The sequence below is a fragment of the Nocardia sp. NPDC023733 genome, assembly GCF_040639775.1.
Classification (GTDB): domain Bacteria; phylum Actinomycetota; class Actinomycetes; order Mycobacteriales; family Mycobacteriaceae; genus Nocardia; species Nocardia rosealba.
Map to the genome: position 1 here is coordinate 113,711 of NZ_JBFAAN010000005.1, position 17,203 is coordinate 130,913.

Genomic DNA, 17,203 nt, shown 5'->3' on the forward strand with positions numbered 1-17,203 from the left:
TGGCATCAGCTACCTTTCACGGCCGACTGCCAATAGCCTGTACTGGGCAGCGGTCCGCTGGTATAGGTCTTGAATATTGTAGGAGGTGGTGCGCGCGAGATAGCGGTCAAAAGTCACGTAGCATACGGGCGGATGGCTGGTTGCGCTCGCCTTTGGATCTCTTCGGTCGAAGCATTTGGCGCCCGGAAGACTACGTGGCCCTTCGACAGCTTTGAGGACGTCGGTCTGTGGTTCGGTCAGGGCAATCAAGAGGCGCTGGGCGGCATCCGAATCCTTTGCACGGTACACGCGAGCTACCGATCCTTCGTTGGAAACCAAGTCGACGCCGGCGTCGATGAAAGCAGGCTTGGTCGTTCCGGGTCGCTTGTCCCTGATAAGCGAAGCCTGCGCCGGCTCGACCGCACCCTCGGGAAGCGGGCCGACCCAATTGTCGCGGCTGCTTGGCAAGGTTCGGCTCAGCATTTCATCGGTGTCTATCAGCAGCTCGGCCATTTTTTCTTCAGGGGTAGGCGTATAGCTGTCGAGCATTTCGTCTATTTTGATATAGGCCTTCTTTATGAACTCGATCGCTGCAATCGCATCCGGTGGCTCCGTCATCGGATCCTCCAGTCGCACGCCGTACACCATCGCGTCCTGCGACAGCCATGAATCCACGGCATACCCCGCCCAATTGCTGCGCGCACCGGGGAATCCGGGGATTTCTACGCTGCTTCCCGGGTTCTTCTCTTGCTGCTTTTCGGAGATCTGTCGGGCTGCGGTCGCAGCCTCGTCCGCGGTTCCGAAGCGGTACACGTAGATCCACGCCTGGCGTCCGAGGAAGGGCTGGATGCGACGTTCGCCGCTGGTTTTCCAACCCACGATGAGTCCCTTTGTGACTTCGGGGAAGGCTTCTTCGTCGATCTTGGTCATCGAGCCGCGGATTTTCGACGTCGTTCTGACCTGTGGCGTGTTCAACCGTTGGAAGCCGTAGCTCGGGTCGACATCATAGGGGAGCGGCACGGCCGCGCCGAGGCGGATCGCTTCGAGCGCCTCCCCGGTGTCGTCTGCTCTCGCGACGCCAGGGTCGCGGGGTGTCGACTGGTAGTTTCCGGTGTCGAGCTGGTTCAAATCAACTGTGGGTACAGGTTGAACGACGGTGTCGCTCCCGCATGCCGTGACGACAGTGCCGACCGCGACAACGGCTGCGAAGAGGCGGACGTTGAGACGCATACTTCTTCCTCTATTCGCTATTCGTGAGGACGGCGTATTGCGCCGATGCGCGCTCGTGAAGTGCTGGATCAACTGTCAGACCAAGTTTGGACCTCGACACGACGACACCGACATAGCGACCGCGAACTACTGCACAGAGCAGGTCGTACTTGCGAATCGGGTCTGCCTCGTACAGTTGAATGCAGCGAGCGTCGGCCAAGCCTGGAGGCCCAGAGATTTCTTTATCGTTCTTGTCGAGGCCGACCAGCGCGTTCTGGAGGCGAAACGCGCTCGATAGGTCTTTTGTACGGTAAACGATCCCAGCCCGTCTACCGATCAAATCGACCCCTGCGTCGGCGAAAGCCTGTTGGAGAAGTACGGGATGTCGTTCATAATGCAGGTGGCCAGACGGCTGGTAAACGGAAAAGTCCAGGTTGGAAGAGAACGGGTCGGAGTAGTCCTGGGCTGCAGGAATGGCGCGGCGCATAATGCCGTCTTGGTCGACAGGTCGATCGAGAATATCTTCGAATGGTGTGGGTTTCAGGTCGGCCAATTTTGCGAGCTGCAAATCCAGTGTCTTCTTGAGATCAGCCTTCAACTGGGACTCATTCGGTTTGGGGCCGCCATAGTTCGCGATCAGTAGCAACGGCCCCATCGGGACCGTGGCGATCCCTGCCGACCAGTCTTTCGAGGAAGCACGAGCGGATGGATGCCCGTCGATCGTGAAGACATTGGTCTGCTCTTTCCGGGCGATATCGTTCATCTGCTCAGACGCCTTTTGCGCAGCCTCGTCGGTTGGAAACCTCAGTACGAACAGAAGGATCTTCTCGAGGCTTCGAGGTGTGTCGTTTGTTCTGGCAACGTACGCGCCGGCGAGCAGCTGGTTTTCGATCATTGCCGGACGATATGACTCCGGCATCACCGCCAACGTGAACGGATCATCGGCTGTGGCAAAAGTGTAGACGCCGACGAGCTTACTTATCTCCGGGTTCACATCTGTTGGAGAGACGATGTAATTCAGCATCCGCTTGGATTCGAGCCTGCGTACGTCTGCGGGCGTCGAGAAGTCATCGAAGCGATAGGCTGTAGCTTCCGGTGAGAAGGTGCCCAGCTCGAGCTTCGTGATGTCGACAACCGACATACCGGGCAGCGCAGTTCCGGCTATCTCCGACCCACAGCTGGTAGTGGCGACGACACCGGCTGCCGCCAGCGCTAGCAGTCGTGCTTTCAACCTCATAGGACCCCCCTACGCTCTGAGACCACCTAATAGAATGACACGGCGGCGATGTTCAGAATTCTCACAATCGCTGCCTCGGAATTATGCACGGCAGGCTAACCGATCGCTTTGTCGATTTCCGGGATCAGCTTGTCGATCAGAATCTTTTGCGACTGGGCGCTCCAGACCTGGAAGGCTTGGACGGTGGCCGGATCATCGATGATGACAGTTTTTCCCTTGCCGCTCGTAAGTGAATACGGCAGACCGCGGAACCCGCCGTTACCAGCTTGACTGTCGGTGCGGAAAATGAGCACGACGTCGGTGGTGTTCTTCACGTTGTAGTCGCCCACGGAGAGGGCCCTCGGCGACTTTTCGTCGCCGACGGCTTTGAACTCCGAGTTGTAATCGAAGTCCAAGTCCCGCAGGAACTTCCACTGGTCACTCGGGTTGAGAACGACCGAGAGACTGGAGTTGCCGAAGTTGTAGGCCGTGATGGTTTTTCCGCTGAACTCGGGGTTCTGGGCCCTGGCTTCGCTCATCGGATCGCCGGCGGTCTGTGTGCCGTCCGGTCGGGTCAGCACGAACACGCCGGTTCCGACCAGTGCCGCGACGATTAGCGCAATCAAGCCGGGCAGCAAGAACTTTCGCGCTCGATTCGGAGAGCGCAATGATTGCGGGTTGCGTGCGGTGACGATGTCGCTTTCCGGGACACTGCCGTGGTAGCCGGTGTTCGTAGCGATAGGGCGGCTGGGATCGGTGGCCCACCGTTGCTGGCCGACCGGTTCGGTGGCGATGGTCCTGGGCCCGGTGGTGTGAGCAGTAGGCATGCTCGGCGTCGTGAGGAAGCCTTGCGAGGCAGGGGCCTGCATAGGGGCGCCGAAGAGGGCGGCGTGGGCGTCCTGGACGAATTCGCGGCAGGTGTTGTAGCGCTGGGCGGGGTCCTTGGCCATCACCTTGGCGATGACGTGGTCGATCGCGGGCGGGAGGTCGGGGCGGACGGCGGTCGGCCGGGGCGGTGGTTCGTGCAGGTGGCCCATCATGACCATGGCCGACACTGTTGCCGGGTAAGGGTTTTGGCCGGTGAGGAGTTTGTAGAGGGAGCAGCCGAGGCTGTAGATGTCGGCGCGGTGGTCGAGTTTGGAACCCATCAGCTGCTCGGGGGGAGCGTAGGCGATGGTGGCCATGATGTTGCCGGTGGACGTGAGTTCCTGGCCGTCGTCCGACGACTTCGCGACGCCGAAATCGGTGAGCAGCACACGCTCCTCGTCACCGTCCTCGGCGGCGGCGATGAGGAAGTTGGCCGGTTTGATGTCGCGGTGCAGCAGACCGCGGCGGTGGGCGTAGTCCAGGCCCTTGCCGACTTCGCCGATGATGCGCAGCGCGCGGTGGGCGGGCATTCGCGTGGGGCCCTTCGCGACCTCGGCCGAGGCGTCGGTTCCGTCGATGTACTGCATGGCGATCCAGAGCTGACCGTCCTCGTCACCGCGGTTGTACACCGCGACGATATTGGGATGGTCCAGGCCGGCCGCCAAGTTCGCCTCACGTTCGAAGCGGGCGCGGAACTCGGAGTCGGTAGACAAGTCGCCGCTGAGCACCTTGAGGGCGTCGCGGCGTGGCAGGCTGGGGTTCTGGGCGAGGTAGACGGTGCCCATGCCACCGGCACCGAGCACCTTGATCACTCGGTAGCCACCTACAATTGCGCCGGGCCGCAAGGCCATTCGCATCTCCTCATCCTTCGCGCGCCCCGCAGTGCACGTGCCAACCAGGGCAATCTAACAGGTGTCGCGTTACCGCACCGTCCACGCATTCATCAGCTGAAACCGTGCAGGAGCTTGTACTGGGCGGCCAGCTGTTGCTGGGCATCCTGCAGATTCATGCTCTCGGATTTGATGACATACCGACCGATGGTCGTGATGCACATCGGCGGTGCGTCGGAGGCGTATTTCACCTCGGGTTTGGCGTTGTAGCACTCCGCGCCTGGCATATCGGCCGGCCCGTCCACCTTCATGTGGTCCTCGGTCGTCGAATCGGTTGCTTCGGCGACCATGTACCTGATGGCGGCATCGGCGTCACGCGCACGGAACACCGATCCGCCGGCGAAGCCGGCGTAATCGATACCCGCATCGGTGATGGCGGCTATCAGCTTGTCGCGGCGCGAGCCAGCCAGATGCAGGACTGCCTGTACCGGGAATGCCGCGCCCTCGCTTTCTTTCGTTTTCGCCGGAAGAGTGTGGGCGAGGAGGCCGTCGACATCGAGCGGTAGTTTCCCGAAATCGGCTACCGGCGTGGGTGTGTACGACTCGAGCAGTTCGAGTTGCTTGTCGAAGAAGCGTTTCACGATGTCGGCATCGGCCGCCGCGTCGAATGGAACGCTGATGGGGTCGGACAGACTCGCGTGGATGAGCAGGTCACCCCGGAGTAGCCAAGCGCGCAGGTACTGGGTCGTGTACGCACCCTTGTTGATATCGACACGGGTCTGGACTTCTGGATGATCGGGAATCACGGGTCCCGGCGCGCCCTTGGTTCGCTTGGCGATTTCATCGGCGGCGAAGCGGGCCTGATCGGTGGTTTCATAACGCACGACCATGGTGTCGATCTCGCGACCGGCGCTGAACTCTTCGCGTCGTTGCCCGGCGGTCTCCCATCCCGCGACCACACCGGGAATGGCGGCCAAAGTGTCTTTGCCGTTCTCGAAATCGGTACCGGGATACCAAGGCGGAGCGTCGACCGTAACGGCGTGGCCGGGGCGCGCGGCATAGACGAATCGCTGATCGTAGTCGTAGGGCGTCGGCGAGGCGTCGGCGATCCGGATGGATTCACGCAGTGCGCCGGACTGTGCGGTGCGGGTGGTCTCGACATCCAGGGGTGCGGTCGGGTAATTGCCGGAATCCAGCTTCGCCACATCCACCTGGGGTGCGGCCGGTGCGGTCGGTTCCGGATCGTCACCACAGCCGCTGAGGACGAGAGCGAGGGCGACAAAAGTACTGTAGGCGCGGATCTTTCGCATAGTCGTCTACTCGCTCTTCTCGAAGATCAGATACTGCGCGGCGGTCCGCTCCTGCAACACCGGATCGGCCTGCAGTGCGGTGCGAGACGCAGTCGCCATCGCCATCACCACCGCGACGTAACGGCCGTGTACCAGCACACAGAAGCCGTTGTAGCCACGGTTGGGGTCGGTATCCGAGAGCCGCACGCACTGGGCGTCGGCAATGCCGGGCGGCGGATCCAGCACGGCGTCCTCTTTGCCACGTCGGGCCAGCGCGGTCTGTAGCAGGAACGCGGACTCGACGTCGCGCGTGCGGTAAACGGTGCTGTAGCGGCGGCCGACCAAATCGACACCCGCCGCTTCGAATGCCTTGCGGGTCTCGAGAGTATGGCGTTCGTAGTGCAAGATGCCCGAGGGCTGGAAGGTGCCGAAATCTTCCTGATGGAAACTCATGCCGAACGGGTCACCGGCCGGCGATTTGCCCATGGTCCGGCGCATGATGCCGTCTTGATCCAACGGTAGGTCGAGCAGGTCGTCGGCAGGAACCGGCTTGTAGGAGTCCAGCGCTTTGATCTGGGCGTCCAGCACCTTCTGGATCTTCTGCGGCAAGGCGGTGCGGTCCGGTTGGGGCTGCTGGATCGAGGTGACAACCACGAACGGTCCGTGCGCCTGGAACGCATTGACGCTTGCCGTCCCGATGGTGCCGTTGGCCTGGGGGTAGCCCGGAATTTCGATCGGCTGGCGGGGTGGCTCCCCTCGCGTACTCACTTCGAACATCCCGGTGGAGACGTTCTTGGCATTCTCGGCTGTACCGAAATGCAGCACGCCCACATACATCGACTCGGTGGCGCGAGCACTGCCGTTGGTCCGAACTGTCGACACCCCGGACACCAGGTCGTTCTGGTCGACGATCGCGTTGAAAGTGCTCGGCAGTCCGCCGGTCTTCGACATCTCGGACGAATCGGCGAAGATCCGGGTGTGGTCCAGTTCGGTGAGGCTCGGCATGAAATCGATCGGGTGGACGAGAAGATTCAGCAGCTGCCGACCCTCGATCAACCTGATGCGTTGTGCCGTATGCGAGCTGAAATTGAGTTCGAAGGGAGTGGGCTCGACGACCTGGGCGCCGGTCTTCAACGCGGCTATGTCGACGGGGGTGACGCCTGGCTTGGCCTGACCGGAAATCGTTGAAGCACAACCTGATCCAAGAGTCAGTACGGTTAGCAGCCCGATAAGCCGCAGGGAATTCTTCATCGCGGATTCCTTATCGAGCGGCCAGCAGAATGTACTGCGCGGTCGTCTGCTGGTGCAGGTCCTGCAGGTTCTTGTTGCGAACCTGCACGGCGTAGCGGTCCACCTGCAGGTAGCAGATGTGGTCGACGGGTTTCACCTGGCCCTCGGAGTCTTTGTAGGTATTGGCGAAACACTTGACGGGCACGGGGAGCTTTTCGGGCGTTTCGACCTCTTGCTTGTCGTCCGCCGGGGCAATCGCCTCCTGGTACATGCCATTCGCGCCTGCCGCTGTGGTCGAACGGAAGATGACGGCCTCGCCGAAGGTGATGAGGTCGATCTGATGCTCGGCAAAATCGGCCAGCACATCCGGTGACGGTTCGGCGAACAAGCTCAATGCGCCGCGGCCGGTGGAATACCCGTCGGGCTGCGCGCGTACGGGTGCGCCGGGATCCGAGGGCAGGGTGCGGCCGAGCAGTCCGGTGGGGTCGAGCGGGACGTGCTCTAGTTTGTCCGAGGGCGTCGGCACGAACTTGTCGAGCAGGGGGATCTGCACCTCGAGTGTCTTCTCCACCTGGCTCGTGAGCCACGGCAGGTCCGGTGCCCGCGTCTCGTCGTCGATCTTCATGAAGATGACGTAGCGGTCGTGCACGGTCCACGAACCGATCGAGGACACCGACGGGCGCCAATGCGCGAAAGTCTTGGGGTACTTGGTGATCGGCACCTTCACGTTCTCGGCGTTGAAGGTGAAGTCGTCGTGCTCGAGCGTCGGTCCCACGGACTCCGCGGTTTTCGCGTCGGGGAACATCAGCACCGAGAGATGCAGCTTGCGCGACTTGTTCTCGGCGTCGAGTGCGGTGGCCCACGAGTTCAGCCAGCCGGCGACGAGGTCTTCGGCGACCTCGTCGAAAGTGTCGTTGACGATGAGCCCGCCGAGACCCTTGCGGTTCAGCACGATTTGAGTGCTCGGAACGAACGAATCGAATCGCGCGTCACGGACGTACGCGGGATCGACCTCGAACGGGACTGCCACGTAGTCCGCTAGACGCTGAGCCTCCCACGCGCGTGCCTGGGTCAGACTCTTGGCGTTGCCGACCACCCGAGGTTCGGTCTGGTAGTTGCCGAAGTCGAGACCCGAGGTGTCAGGCGCCTCGCGTGTCGCTGAGCCGGACACCTGCCCGCCGCACCCGGCGACGGTGGCCGTGATGACGCCGGCGACTGCCGCCTGAACTGCGAAACGGGTTATCGATGCGCCACGGCAGAACCTCACGCCTCCCCCTCCAACTAACTCTTCGATCCGATCGTGAGCTCGTCGGCCCACCTCGTCCCCGGTGATCTGGTTCGCGGGCATAGTAGCGCACCGACGGTTATGACTTCCTTGTCAGACGCTGGGCTCACTGGTATCCGGCAAGAAGCTTGTACTGAGCGGCGAGGCGCTGATGAGCGTCCTGTGGATTTGCTCCGACCGACCCGATAACGTATCGGCCCACTGTGGTCAGACAAGTCGGCGGCAGAGCAATGGCCATCGCTTTACCAGGTTTGGCTTTGTAACACCGCGCGCCGGGCATTTCGGCAGGTGCGTCCATCGGTTCGTACCTGAGGTCGATGTCGGCGGCCTCTGCCGCCAGGTACCGGACCGCTGCGGCCGCGTCACGTGTGCGATACACCGAGCCGCCTGCGGCAGCGGCGTAGTCGACGCCGGCGTCATCGAAGGCAGGCATCATTCTGTCGGGTCGATTTGCCAGGTGCAGCAGGGCCTGCCTGGGATATACGCGGCCGACTGCGAGTCCATCCTCGGCGGGCAGGGTACGGGTGAGCAAACCGTCCACGTCCAAGGGGGCCTTGTCGATCTCGGCCACGGGGGTGGGGGAGTAGGACTCGAGCATGGCCAATTGCTTGTCGAAGAAGCGTTTGACGATGTCGGCGTTGGCTGCCGCGTCGTAGGGCACACTGACCGGGTCGCTCAGCGCAGCGTGGATGAGCAGATCGCCGCGAACCAGCCACGCGCGCATGTATTGAGTACTGAACGAGTCCTTCGTGATCGCGACCCGTACCTGCGCATCCGGGTAGCCGGGCACTTCTCCTGGGACACCGTTTGTGCGCTTGGCCAACTCCTCGTAGGCGAACCGCGCGTGGTCGTCGTCGGTGTACCGGACCACCATCGTGTCGATTTCACGGCCGGTATAGATGTGGGCACGGCGGGAGGCGGCGGTCTGCCAGCCCGCTACCACACCGGGGATGGCGTCGAGTGTTTCCTCGGCGCCCTTGAAGTCGGTCCCCGGGTACCACGGTGGTTTGCCTGTGGTGATTTCGCGGCTCACCCGCAGCCGGTTGTAGACGAATCGGTGGTCGTAGTCGTATGGCATCGGCGACGCGGCACCGATCATGATGGATTCTCGAACGGCCCCTGAAAGTGGCTGTCTCGTCGCCTCGACATCGACCGGCGTCGTCGGATAGTTCCCGGAGTTCAGCTTGCTGATATCCACTTCGGGTGCGGTCGGAGCAGGGGGCTCCGATGAGCCTCCACAGGCGCTCGAGAGGATAATCAGGGCCGAAAAGGCGCTGTACGCGCGGAGCTTTCGCATATTCATCACTCGCTCTTCGCCAGAATCGCGTACTGCGCGGCTGTGCGTTCCTGCAATGTCGGATCTGACGGCTGCGTGCTGTTCAACTGGGATGCCTGAGACATCACCACGGCGACATACCGTTCGTACACCAGGACGCAGAAACCGTTGTAGTTGCGATTCTTGTCGGGTTCGGCCAATCGCACGCATTGAGCATCGGCGATGCCAGGCGGCGGCTCGAGAACGGTGTCGTGCTTGCCGCGCCGAGCGAGCGCGGTTTGCAGCAAGAAGGCGGATTCGACATCCCTGGTTCGGTAGACCGTGCTGTAGCGGCGTCCGATGAGATCGACCCCCGCGTCTTCCAGCGCTTTGCGGGTTTCGTGAGGGTTGCGCTCGTAATGCAGGATCCCGGACGGGAGGAATATGCCGAAATCCTCGTTGTGGAAGCCCATCTGAAAAGGGTCTCCCACCGGGGACTTGCTCATCGTGCGCCGAACCATGCCATCCTGGTCGAGTGGCAGATCGAGCAGGTCGTCCGCAGCGACGGCCTGGAACTTGTCCAGCGCCTCGATCTGCTTGTCGAGCACGTTCTTGATCATGTCGGCCGTTGAGATGCGGTCTGCTACCGGCTGCATCGCGGTGACGATCACGAATCGGCCGTGCGGCTGGAAAGCGTTGACGCTGCTGTCCGATGCGGAGCCGTGCGCGCCCGGGTAGCTCGGAATCGCCACCGGCTGCCGGGAGTCCTCCTGCGTGAGTCCAACGGCGTACATCGCGGCTGCGGCCGCGACGGCGTTCTGCTCTGTGCCGAATTCCAGGATCCCGACGAACAGGGATTCGAAGTCACGGCTGCTGCCGTTCGTTCGTGTTGTGCAGACGCCGGCGACCAGATCATTGGTGGTGACAGCATCTTTGAACTTCTCTGGAAGTCCACCGGTCTTGGTCATCTCTTCGGCGTCGGCGAAGATCTTGGTGTAGCTCAACTCGGTCAGGGTCGGCACGAAGTCGGTCGGGTGGACCAGGACGTTGAGGAACCGCCGCCCTTCGATCAGCCTGACCCGCTGTGCGGCGTGCGAGCTGAAGTTCAGTTCGAAGTCGGTCGGTTCGGTGACCATAGCGCCCGTTTGCAGGGCCGCGAGGTCGACCGGTGTCGTCCTCGGCGTGGCTTGGCCGGATACTGTTGCCGCGCAACCGGATCCGAGCACCAGGACCGCCGTCAACGCAGCGAATCGCCCGAGCCGCATGTTCCCCCTCCAACCGATCACCGCGTATCGCGGCGTACAACCGATCGACAGGCTACCGCGTCTGCGGCCGACGGCTACTTCACCCGGTTTTTCAGGATGGGGACGAGGCGGGAGAGGAGGGTTTGGTCGGAGGTGGTGGTCCAGGTGCGGATGGCGGTGACGGTGAGGGGGTCGTCGATGGGGATGACGGTGGCTCGCGAGCCGGTGAGTTGGTAGGGGAGGCCGAGGAGGCCGCCGCCGCCTGCTTTTTCGTCGCTGCGGACCGCGAGGATGTAGCTGTCGTCGGGGGTGTCGAAGCGGGCGGTGGTGCTGGTGACTGGGCGGGGGGAGGGTTCTTCGCCGGTTTTCGTGTAGTTGAAGTTGTAGACGAAGCCGAGGTCTTCGAAGAATTTCGTGGGGAGGGTGCCGCCGAGGTAGGTGGCGAGTTTGCCGTCGGCGGCCACGTCGACCATGAGGACGGTTTTGCCTGCGAAGGCGGGGTTGTCCTTGCGGGCTTGTTCCAGCGGGGTCAGGGCGGCGGTGGTGCTGGGCGCGGGGCCGGGCGGGGTGGATTCGCCGCTCGAGGCCCAGATACCGATGCCTGCGGCGACCGCGACGACGGCCACTACCGACGCGCCCGCGAGCAGCAGTTTGTTCTTGGATTTCGCGGGGGCGGGAGCGACGGCGCCGGTCGGCGTGGGTGACCACTGTTGCGGCACCTGCACGGGGTAGGTGGGGGCGGTGTGGTGGCCGGTGGGGTGCGAACCGGGGACCAGGGCGGCGGTCGCGGCGTCGGTGAATTCGCGGCAGGTGCCGAACCGCTCGTTCGGGTTCTTGGCCATGGCGCGGGCGATGACGTGGTCGATCGCGGGCGGCAGGCCGGGGCGCACCACGGTCGGCCGCGGCGGCGGTTCGTGCAGGTGACCCATCATCACCATGGCCGGTTGCGTTGCGGGGAACGGGTTTCGGCCGGTGAGGAGCTTGAAGAACGAGCAGGCGAGACTGTAGATGTCGGCGCGGTGATCGAGGTGCGCACCCGACAGCTGCTCCGGCGGCGCGTAGGCGATGGTGGCGAGAAAGTTGCCGGTCTGGGTGAGTTCGGAGGCGTCGTCGGTCGACTTCGCGACGCCGAAGTCGGTGAGCAGGACGCGCTCTTCGTCGCCGTAGCTGCTCGACAGCAGGAAGTTCGCGGGTTTGACATCGCGGTGCAGCAGGCCGCGCCGGTGCGCGAAATCCAGGCCCTTGCCGACCTCGGTGGTGATGCGCAGGGCGCGCAGCGGGGTCATGGCCTGCGGGTCGCGGGCGAGTTCGGCGGCGGCGTCGGTGCCCTCGACGAATTGCATGGCGATCCACAGCTGGCCGTGTTCCTCGCCGCGGTTGAAGACCGAGACGATATTCGGATGATCCAGTCCGGCAGCCAGATTCGCCTCCCGCTCGAAGCGGGCACGGAACTCGGGGTCGTTGCTGAGTTCGGCGCTGAGAATCTTCAGCGCGTCGGTGCGGGGCAGGCTGGGGTGGGCCGCGAGATAGACCGAGCCCATCCCGCCCGCGCCGAGCTTCCGGATGATCCGGTACCCGCCGACGATGGTGCCGGGGCTCATCGCCATATCTCACGATCTCCTGACTCGGTGCATCCTGTCCCGCTCGGGCCGGAGCATAGCGAAACGGGCGTGGGCGGGGCGGTCATCGGGTATTGGCGAACAGCGCGTACTGCGCCGCCGCGCGCTGGTGCGCGTCGAGCAACTGGTTGCCGCCGACGACACCCACGTACTGCTTGTACGCCACCACACAGCTGAAACGCTTGGCCCCGTCGAGGGTTCGGTTCTCGGTGCAGGCCGCGTGCGGCAGATTGGGTGGTGGCGCCGCGTCGGCTTTGGCGTGGTTGGGGAGAAGTTTGTCGGTGACCGCACGCAGGGCCGAGGCCTGGTCGGCGGTGCGGATGGCCATCGAACCGTGCGAGAAGGCGACCTGTTCGGCGTTCATCGCGGCGAATTGCTCGGCGAGGCGGTCGCGTTCGGGGGAGAGCGGGACGCCGGGGGCGCCGGCGAAGTGGAGGGCGCCCGCCCTGGTGGTGACCGTGTGGGTGCCGTCGCCTTCGGGGAAGGTGAACTGGTCGGGGTTGAGGGTGCGGACCAGCAGGTGGTCGGGGTCGAACGGGAGGGTGTAGACCTCTTCGTCGGTGAGGACGGGGACGTCGGCCAGCGCGCCGATCTGCTTGTCGTAGGCGGTGGCGGCCCGGGTGGTGAGGGCGTCGAGGTCGGGTTTGTCGACCGAGAGCAGGAACGCGAGCACGTACGGGCCGTGGGGGAGCAGGGTACGCAGGAACGGTGAGTCGGGGCGCCAGTGGGAGCGGGCGGCGGGGTAGCCGGGGATGCTGACGGGCTGGTTGCGGCCCGCGTGGGAGGCGAGGTCGGCGTCGTGGAATTCCTGGGCCGCGGCGGTGGCACGGGCGGCGTCGGGGAATTGCAGCACCATGGTGGCGGCGGTGAATTTGTTCGTCGGTTCCTTGAACGGCCACCCGGTCGAGCTCACGGTGGAGTCGGTCGAGGCGCCGGTGGACAGGAATCCGTAGAGCATTTTGTGCTTTTCGGCGATCGGTTCGACGACGTCGTAATCGCCGAGCTCCCACGGGGTTGTGCCGTCGGAGAAGGCGCGGGCGCCGGTGCCGTACTTCATCTGCGGATCGATGGCCGCGGCGTCGATGACGTGACTCGCGATACGCATACCGGCCACGTTGTACATCTCGTAGAAGTCGGGGACGGGATCGTCGTCGTGGGCGTTCACCGGTTCGGTGGGGAAGCTGCCGACATCCAAGGTCCGGATATCGATCTCGCCGGGCAGCGCGGTACCGGTGACCTCGGAACCACAGCCCGCGAGGACGACGGCGAACACGGCGATCGCGAAACGGCGGATCCTCATGACGCGTTCACCAGCAGGGCGTACTGGGCGGCGGCGCGTTGCTGCACGTCGAGGAGCTGGTTGGACCACACGTACGCGGCGTAGCGGTCGTAGGAGACCGCGCAATAGAAGCGGATCGCGAAGCGCTGATTTCGCCCGATGTATTCCTTGCATTTGGCGCTCGGCAGATTCTTCGGTGGGTCGGCCGCGGTGAATTTGCGGGTGAGACCGCCCAATTCGTCGCGCACGGCCTGGGCGCCCGCGATATCACGCGCCCGGTAGACATCGGCGCCGTCACTGGCGTACAGGTCGACGCCGTTGTCGGTGATCATCGCGGTCGTACTCACCGGGTCGGAGGTGAAATGGCGGGCGGTGCGGCCCGCGTAGACGCCGGGCGGGTTGAGCCAGGAATCCTCGCGTGGGCGGGGCGCGGTGCGGCCGAGCATGCCTTCGCGGTCACGCTGCAGAGTCATCAGATCGGCTGTGGGAGTGAAGTTCGCGACCGATGCCACGATGGTGTCGAGACTCTTGCGGGTCAGTTCGAGCAGGGCCTGCTTGTCGACCTTGCCGAGCCAGATCTTCAGATAGTCGTAGAACCAGGTGTAGATCACCAGCTGCCCGGTGGCGAACCACGATCCGATCGACTGCTGGTCGGGCTGCCAATGTGCCTTCGCCGCAGGGTAACCCGGTATCTCGATCGGCTGATTGTTGGGCGCGTAGCCGAAGTCGAGTTGCTCGAGCGCGGTCGCGGCGGCAGTGGCCTTCTGCGCGTCGGGGAAGATCATGACGGCGTTGACCATGTCGATGCCGTGGTTGTCGGGCGCGGTCTGGGCCGAACTCACGAATCCGCCGATGAAGTCGGGGGCGACCTCGCCGAACCGGTCGACGGCCATGATCTTGCCGAGCGCGGCCCCGGGATCGATGAACACCGAGGCGATCGACGGGTTGGTGTGAATGAACCGGGGATCGATATCGGCGGGGGCGGGGACGTGATCGCCGAGGCGTTCGGCCTCGATGAACCGGGCCTGATCCATGCTCGCGACGGCGCCGACCACCCGTGGCTGCGTCGGGTAGTTGCCCACATCGAGGGTGGCCAGGTCGACCGGCGGATCACTGGCCGAGGCCGGTTCCTCCCCGGAACCGCACGCCAGCAGGCCGGTGAGCAGGACGGTCGCCAGTGCGGCGCAGGACGGTTTCCTCGACGGCACGGCGATCATTCCTCCCCGAAACGATGGTCGGCGGAATAGTAACCCGTTCTGCCGACCTACAAACTGTTGGCCAGCAGCGCGTATTGGGCGGCCACTTTCTGCCGGATCTCGGATTCCTGCTCGGCACCGACAATGGCCAGGTACCGCTTGTACGGAACGTAGCAGCGGTATTCGGAATCGACGTCGGAGTCGCCCTTCGAATTGAGCTCGAAGCATTTGGCGCCGGGCACATCGGTGGGCGCGGGCACGGAATCGTAGTGCTCGGCCGAGTCGATGAAGCCCTGCATCAGCGCTTCGGCCCCCGCCTGATCGCGGACGCGGGCGATGGCGCCGCCTTCGACCAGGGCGTACCGGTCGGCGCCCGCGGCTTCGAGGAGGCGTTCGCGGGCGGTCTCGTCGTCGACCCGGCTCACGATGTGCTCGGGGCTGTACACGGCGAAGGTGCTCTGGTCGGGCTCGGTCTCGGTGGTGTCCTCGACGACGGCGCGGGCCAGCATGCCGTCGGGGTCGACGGGCAGATCGGCGAGCTTGTCGTAGGGGGTCGGGGTGAACTTCGCGAGCTGAGCCAGGCTCGCTTCCAGTGACATATCGATCCAGGACACGAGGTCGTCGGCGTCGGCCCGCGGCCGCTGCACGAACAGCGAGATCACGAATTCCTTGTGCGCGTGGAAGGCCCCGACGGTGGGGATGCCGGGACGCCAATGCACATATGCCTCGGGATATTTGGTCGAGGCGAGCTTGCGGTTGTCCGGGGAGACGGCGAGATCGACGTCCTCGAGTTCGCGGGCGGCCAGCGTGGCCGAGGCGCTGTCGGGAAAACGCAGCACCGCGGTGGTGATGGCGGTGGCGTCGGCACCGGGTCGTTTGCTGCCGTCGGGATCGGCACGGTCGGCACCGAGCGTCACATAGCCGGTGACGAACTTGCGGTTCTCGAGCACCGGACGCGACACATTGGCGATGAAGTCGAGTGCGCGTTCCACCGACGGGATCACGGTCGACCCGCGCCCGTACGACATCGAAGGATCGATCCGGACCGTCGGCGGCACGGCGCCCGACATCCGCATTCCCTCCACGAGCGGACCTGCGCTACCGGCCTTTTCATCGTGGGAACGCTTCTCGACGGCGAAGGTCCCCACCTCGAGTTTGCGCACATCGATCTCACCTGCGACGGGGGTGCCACTCACCGCGCAGCCCGTGAGGGCGATCGTGACTGCCGACAATGCGAACGCGACGCGGATCCTGATCATGGCTGCCCCTCGGTGTTCCTCCCGCTGTAGGTGTGAAGTTACCGGAACAAGCCCGCCCAGGGGGCCCTAAGTGTGGTGCTTTGCCATAGTCTGGATGTCATGTCGACGACCCTGCTGCGTGGTTCCGGTGGAGGCCGATACCTGTGAGGGATCGGCAGGTCGAAATCGTGCCGGGCACTCATGCCGTGGCGCACGTGGCGGGAGCGGTGATCGCGGTGGCGCACCGGCAGCCCGGACGCCTCACCCCGGAATCCACCGCCGCCGTCGCACTGGAATCGCTGGCCGAGCTCGTCCGCACCGCGGTGGAGGCGGAACCGGGCGGGCCGGGCGCCTCGGTCGCGCGGGAGGCCACCCGGTGGCTGATGAAGCATGCCGAGCAGATCTCGCCGGGTGTGCCGATCGACTTCGGGGTGCTCTCGGCCGCCGACAACGGCGGTGTCGCGATCTTCCTGCACGGCGCGGTGACCGCCGTGCTCGCAGGCGATCGGGGCCCCGAGTACTACCGGGGTAGTGACGCGGCGTTCACCGTCGACCGGGTGGCCTCCGAACCCGCCAAAGGCGTGGCGCTGTTCGTCGACGATGCCAAGGGCCGCATCCCCGACCTGCCCGCCGAACGCGGCGTCGGCTGGCTGGTCGAAGGCATCGCGCAGGCGGCCGGGGCCGTGGTGTGGGCCAACGATGTGCGAAGCCGGGTGCGCACTGCCGACCCCGGCGCCCGACGTCTGCCGCCGCCCACTGCCCGCATCGATCGGGAACCGCGCCCACCGCAACAGGATTCGCGCCCGGCCGAGGCGCCTGCGACGGGGATGCAGCCGGCGACCTCCATGTTGGACGCGGTGACCGGAACCAACCACGACCTCGTCGACCCGCACAACGCGGAAACCCGCACCGCCGGGACCAATCCCGCCCCCGAGCCCGACCCCGATCTGCAGCGCAGGCTCGAGGCGACGGCCCGTTCGACGGTACTGACCGTCAAGGTGATGGGATTCAAGTGCGCGCGTGCGCATCCCAGTGACCCGCGCTCGGCGTTCTGCACGGTGTGCGGCATGCCGGTCGACCAGACCCAGGCACTGGCCGAAGTGGTCCGCCCGCCGCTCGGCATGCTCGTCCTCGACGACGGCATGACCTACCTGCTGGCAGCCGACGCGGTGATCGGGCGCGACCCGGAGAATTCCGAAGCGGCGCAACGTGGCCTGATCCCGTTGCGCATCGACGACACGTCCGGCGGCATGTCACGCGCGCATGCCGAAGTGCACCTGGTGAATTGGGACGTGCAACTGCTGGATCGCGGTTCCACCAACGGAACTCGCAGCCGGCCGCCCGGCTACCGCGACTGGATCCGGCTCACCCCGAACCAGCCGCTGGTGCTCGTCCCCGGCACCGAGATCATGATCGGTAACCGGGTCCTGCGCTACGAACCCGCCGCCCCGCCGCCCTTCGGCTGAG

Annotated in this window: 13 protein-coding genes; 1 reads left to right on the top strand and 12 read right to left on the bottom strand. The window is 64.6% G+C overall.

Translation table 11 applies throughout. The annotated features are described in order from the left end of the window. Nucleotides 1–9 precede the first annotated feature (9 nt). The 12 genes from AB0F86_RS20770 to AB0F86_RS20825 form a co-directional block, all read right to left on the bottom strand. Complete coding sequence (locus AB0F86_RS20770) at nucleotides 10–1,209, bottom strand: hypothetical protein (RefSeq protein ID WP_356984961.1); 1,200 nt, start codon at nucleotides 1,207–1,209, stop codon at nucleotides 10–12. A gap of 10 nt (nucleotides 1,210–1,219) precedes the next feature. Beyond that, nucleotides 1,220–2,425: a hypothetical protein gene (locus tag AB0F86_RS20775; protein WP_356984960.1), complete on the bottom strand. Its 1,206-nt coding sequence runs from the start codon at nucleotides 2,423–2,425 to the stop codon at nucleotides 1,220–1,222. Between the two features lie 95 nt (nucleotides 2,426–2,520). Then, entirely contained in the window at nucleotides 2,521–4,122 is a 1,602-nt protein-coding gene (locus AB0F86_RS20780; protein ID WP_356984959.1) for a serine/threonine-protein kinase, read from the bottom strand. A gap of 92 nt (nucleotides 4,123–4,214) precedes the next feature. After that, nucleotides 4,215–5,411 carry a hypothetical protein gene (locus AB0F86_RS20785; protein ID WP_356984958.1) on the bottom strand — a complete coding sequence of 399 codons (1,197 nt, stop codon included), beginning with the start codon at nucleotides 5,409–5,411 and terminating at the stop codon, nucleotides 4,215–4,217. 6 nt (nucleotides 5,412–5,417) lie between these two features. Then, nucleotides 5,418–6,641, bottom strand: coding sequence for a hypothetical protein (locus tag AB0F86_RS20790; protein ID WP_181700667.1), 1,224 nt, complete (start codon nucleotides 6,639–6,641; stop codon nucleotides 5,418–5,420). A 10-nt stretch (nucleotides 6,642–6,651) separates the two neighbouring features. Continuing rightward, entirely contained in the window at nucleotides 6,652–7,791 is a 1,140-nt protein-coding gene (locus AB0F86_RS20795; protein ID WP_220139712.1) for a hypothetical protein, read from the bottom strand. A gap of 220 nt (nucleotides 7,792–8,011) precedes the next feature. Beyond that, complete coding sequence (locus AB0F86_RS20800) at nucleotides 8,012–9,208, bottom strand: hypothetical protein (protein ID WP_356984956.1); 1,197 nt, start codon at nucleotides 9,206–9,208, stop codon at nucleotides 8,012–8,014. After that, nucleotides 9,208–10,296, bottom strand: coding sequence for a hypothetical protein (locus tag AB0F86_RS20805; RefSeq protein WP_356984955.1), 1,089 nt, complete (start codon nucleotides 10,294–10,296; stop codon nucleotides 9,208–9,210). Before AB0F86_RS20805 ends, AB0F86_RS20800 begins: the two co-directional genes overlap by 1 nt. 203 nt (nucleotides 10,297–10,499) lie before the next feature. Further along, a complete protein-coding gene (locus AB0F86_RS20810) occupies nucleotides 10,500–12,011 on the bottom strand; it encodes a serine/threonine-protein kinase (RefSeq protein WP_356984954.1) in 1,512 nt (503 codons plus the stop codon). 76 nt (nucleotides 12,012–12,087) lie between these two features. Beyond that, nucleotides 12,088–13,323 (bottom strand): hypothetical protein, encoded by a 1,236-nt coding sequence (locus AB0F86_RS20815; protein WP_356984953.1) that lies wholly within the window; start codon nucleotides 13,321–13,323, stop codon nucleotides 12,088–12,090. After that, nucleotides 13,320–14,510, bottom strand: coding sequence for a hypothetical protein (locus tag AB0F86_RS20820; RefSeq protein WP_356984952.1), 1,191 nt, complete (start codon nucleotides 14,508–14,510; stop codon nucleotides 13,320–13,322). The genes AB0F86_RS20815 and AB0F86_RS20820 overlap by 4 nt, the downstream gene beginning before the upstream one ends. 56 nt (nucleotides 14,511–14,566) lie before the next feature. Beyond that, on the bottom strand, nucleotides 14,567–15,757 hold the full coding sequence (locus AB0F86_RS20825; RefSeq protein ID WP_356984951.1) for a hypothetical protein: 1,191 nt from the start codon (nucleotides 15,755–15,757) through the stop codon (nucleotides 14,567–14,569). Between the two features lie 167 nt (nucleotides 15,758–15,924). Between AB0F86_RS20825 and AB0F86_RS20830 the strand changes: the two genes are divergently transcribed. Continuing rightward, complete coding sequence (locus tag AB0F86_RS20830) at nucleotides 15,925–17,202, top strand: FHA domain-containing protein (RefSeq protein WP_357171701.1); 1,278 nt, start codon at nucleotides 15,925–15,927, stop codon at nucleotides 17,200–17,202. The last annotated feature ends 1 nt before the right edge of the window (nucleotide 17,203 follow it).

Coding starts and splice junctions, on each gene's coding strand:
- AB0F86_RS20770 (WP_356984961.1), bottom strand. CDS start 1,209: ATGCGTCTCAACGTCCGCCTCTTCGCAGCCGTTGTCGCGGTCGGCACT.
- AB0F86_RS20775 (WP_356984960.1), bottom strand. CDS start 2,425: ATGAGGTTGAAAGCACGACTGCTAGCGCTGGCGGCAGCCGGTGTCGTC.
- AB0F86_RS20780 (WP_356984959.1), bottom strand. CDS start 4,122: ATGGCCTTGCGGCCCGGCGCAATTGTAGGTGGCTACCGAGTGATCAAG.
- AB0F86_RS20785 (WP_356984958.1), bottom strand. CDS start 5,411: ATGCGAAAGATCCGCGCCTACAGTACTTTTGTCGCCCTCGCTCTCGTC.
- AB0F86_RS20790 (WP_181700667.1), bottom strand. CDS start 6,641: ATGAAGAATTCCCTGCGGCTTATCGGGCTGCTAACCGTACTGACTCTT.
- AB0F86_RS20800 (WP_356984956.1), bottom strand. CDS start 9,208: ATGAATATGCGAAAGCTCCGCGCGTACAGCGCCTTTTCGGCCCTGATT.
- AB0F86_RS20805 (WP_356984955.1), bottom strand. CDS start 10,296: ATGGTCACCGAACCGACCGACTTCGAACTGAACTTCAGCTCGCACGCC.
- AB0F86_RS20810 (WP_356984954.1), bottom strand. CDS start 12,011: ATGGCGATGAGCCCCGGCACCATCGTCGGCGGGTACCGGATCATCCGG.
- AB0F86_RS20815 (WP_356984953.1), bottom strand. CDS start 13,323: ATGAGGATCCGCCGTTTCGCGATCGCCGTGTTCGCCGTCGTCCTCGCG.
- AB0F86_RS20825 (WP_356984951.1), bottom strand. CDS start 15,757: ATGATCAGGATCCGCGTCGCGTTCGCATTGTCGGCAGTCACGATCGCC.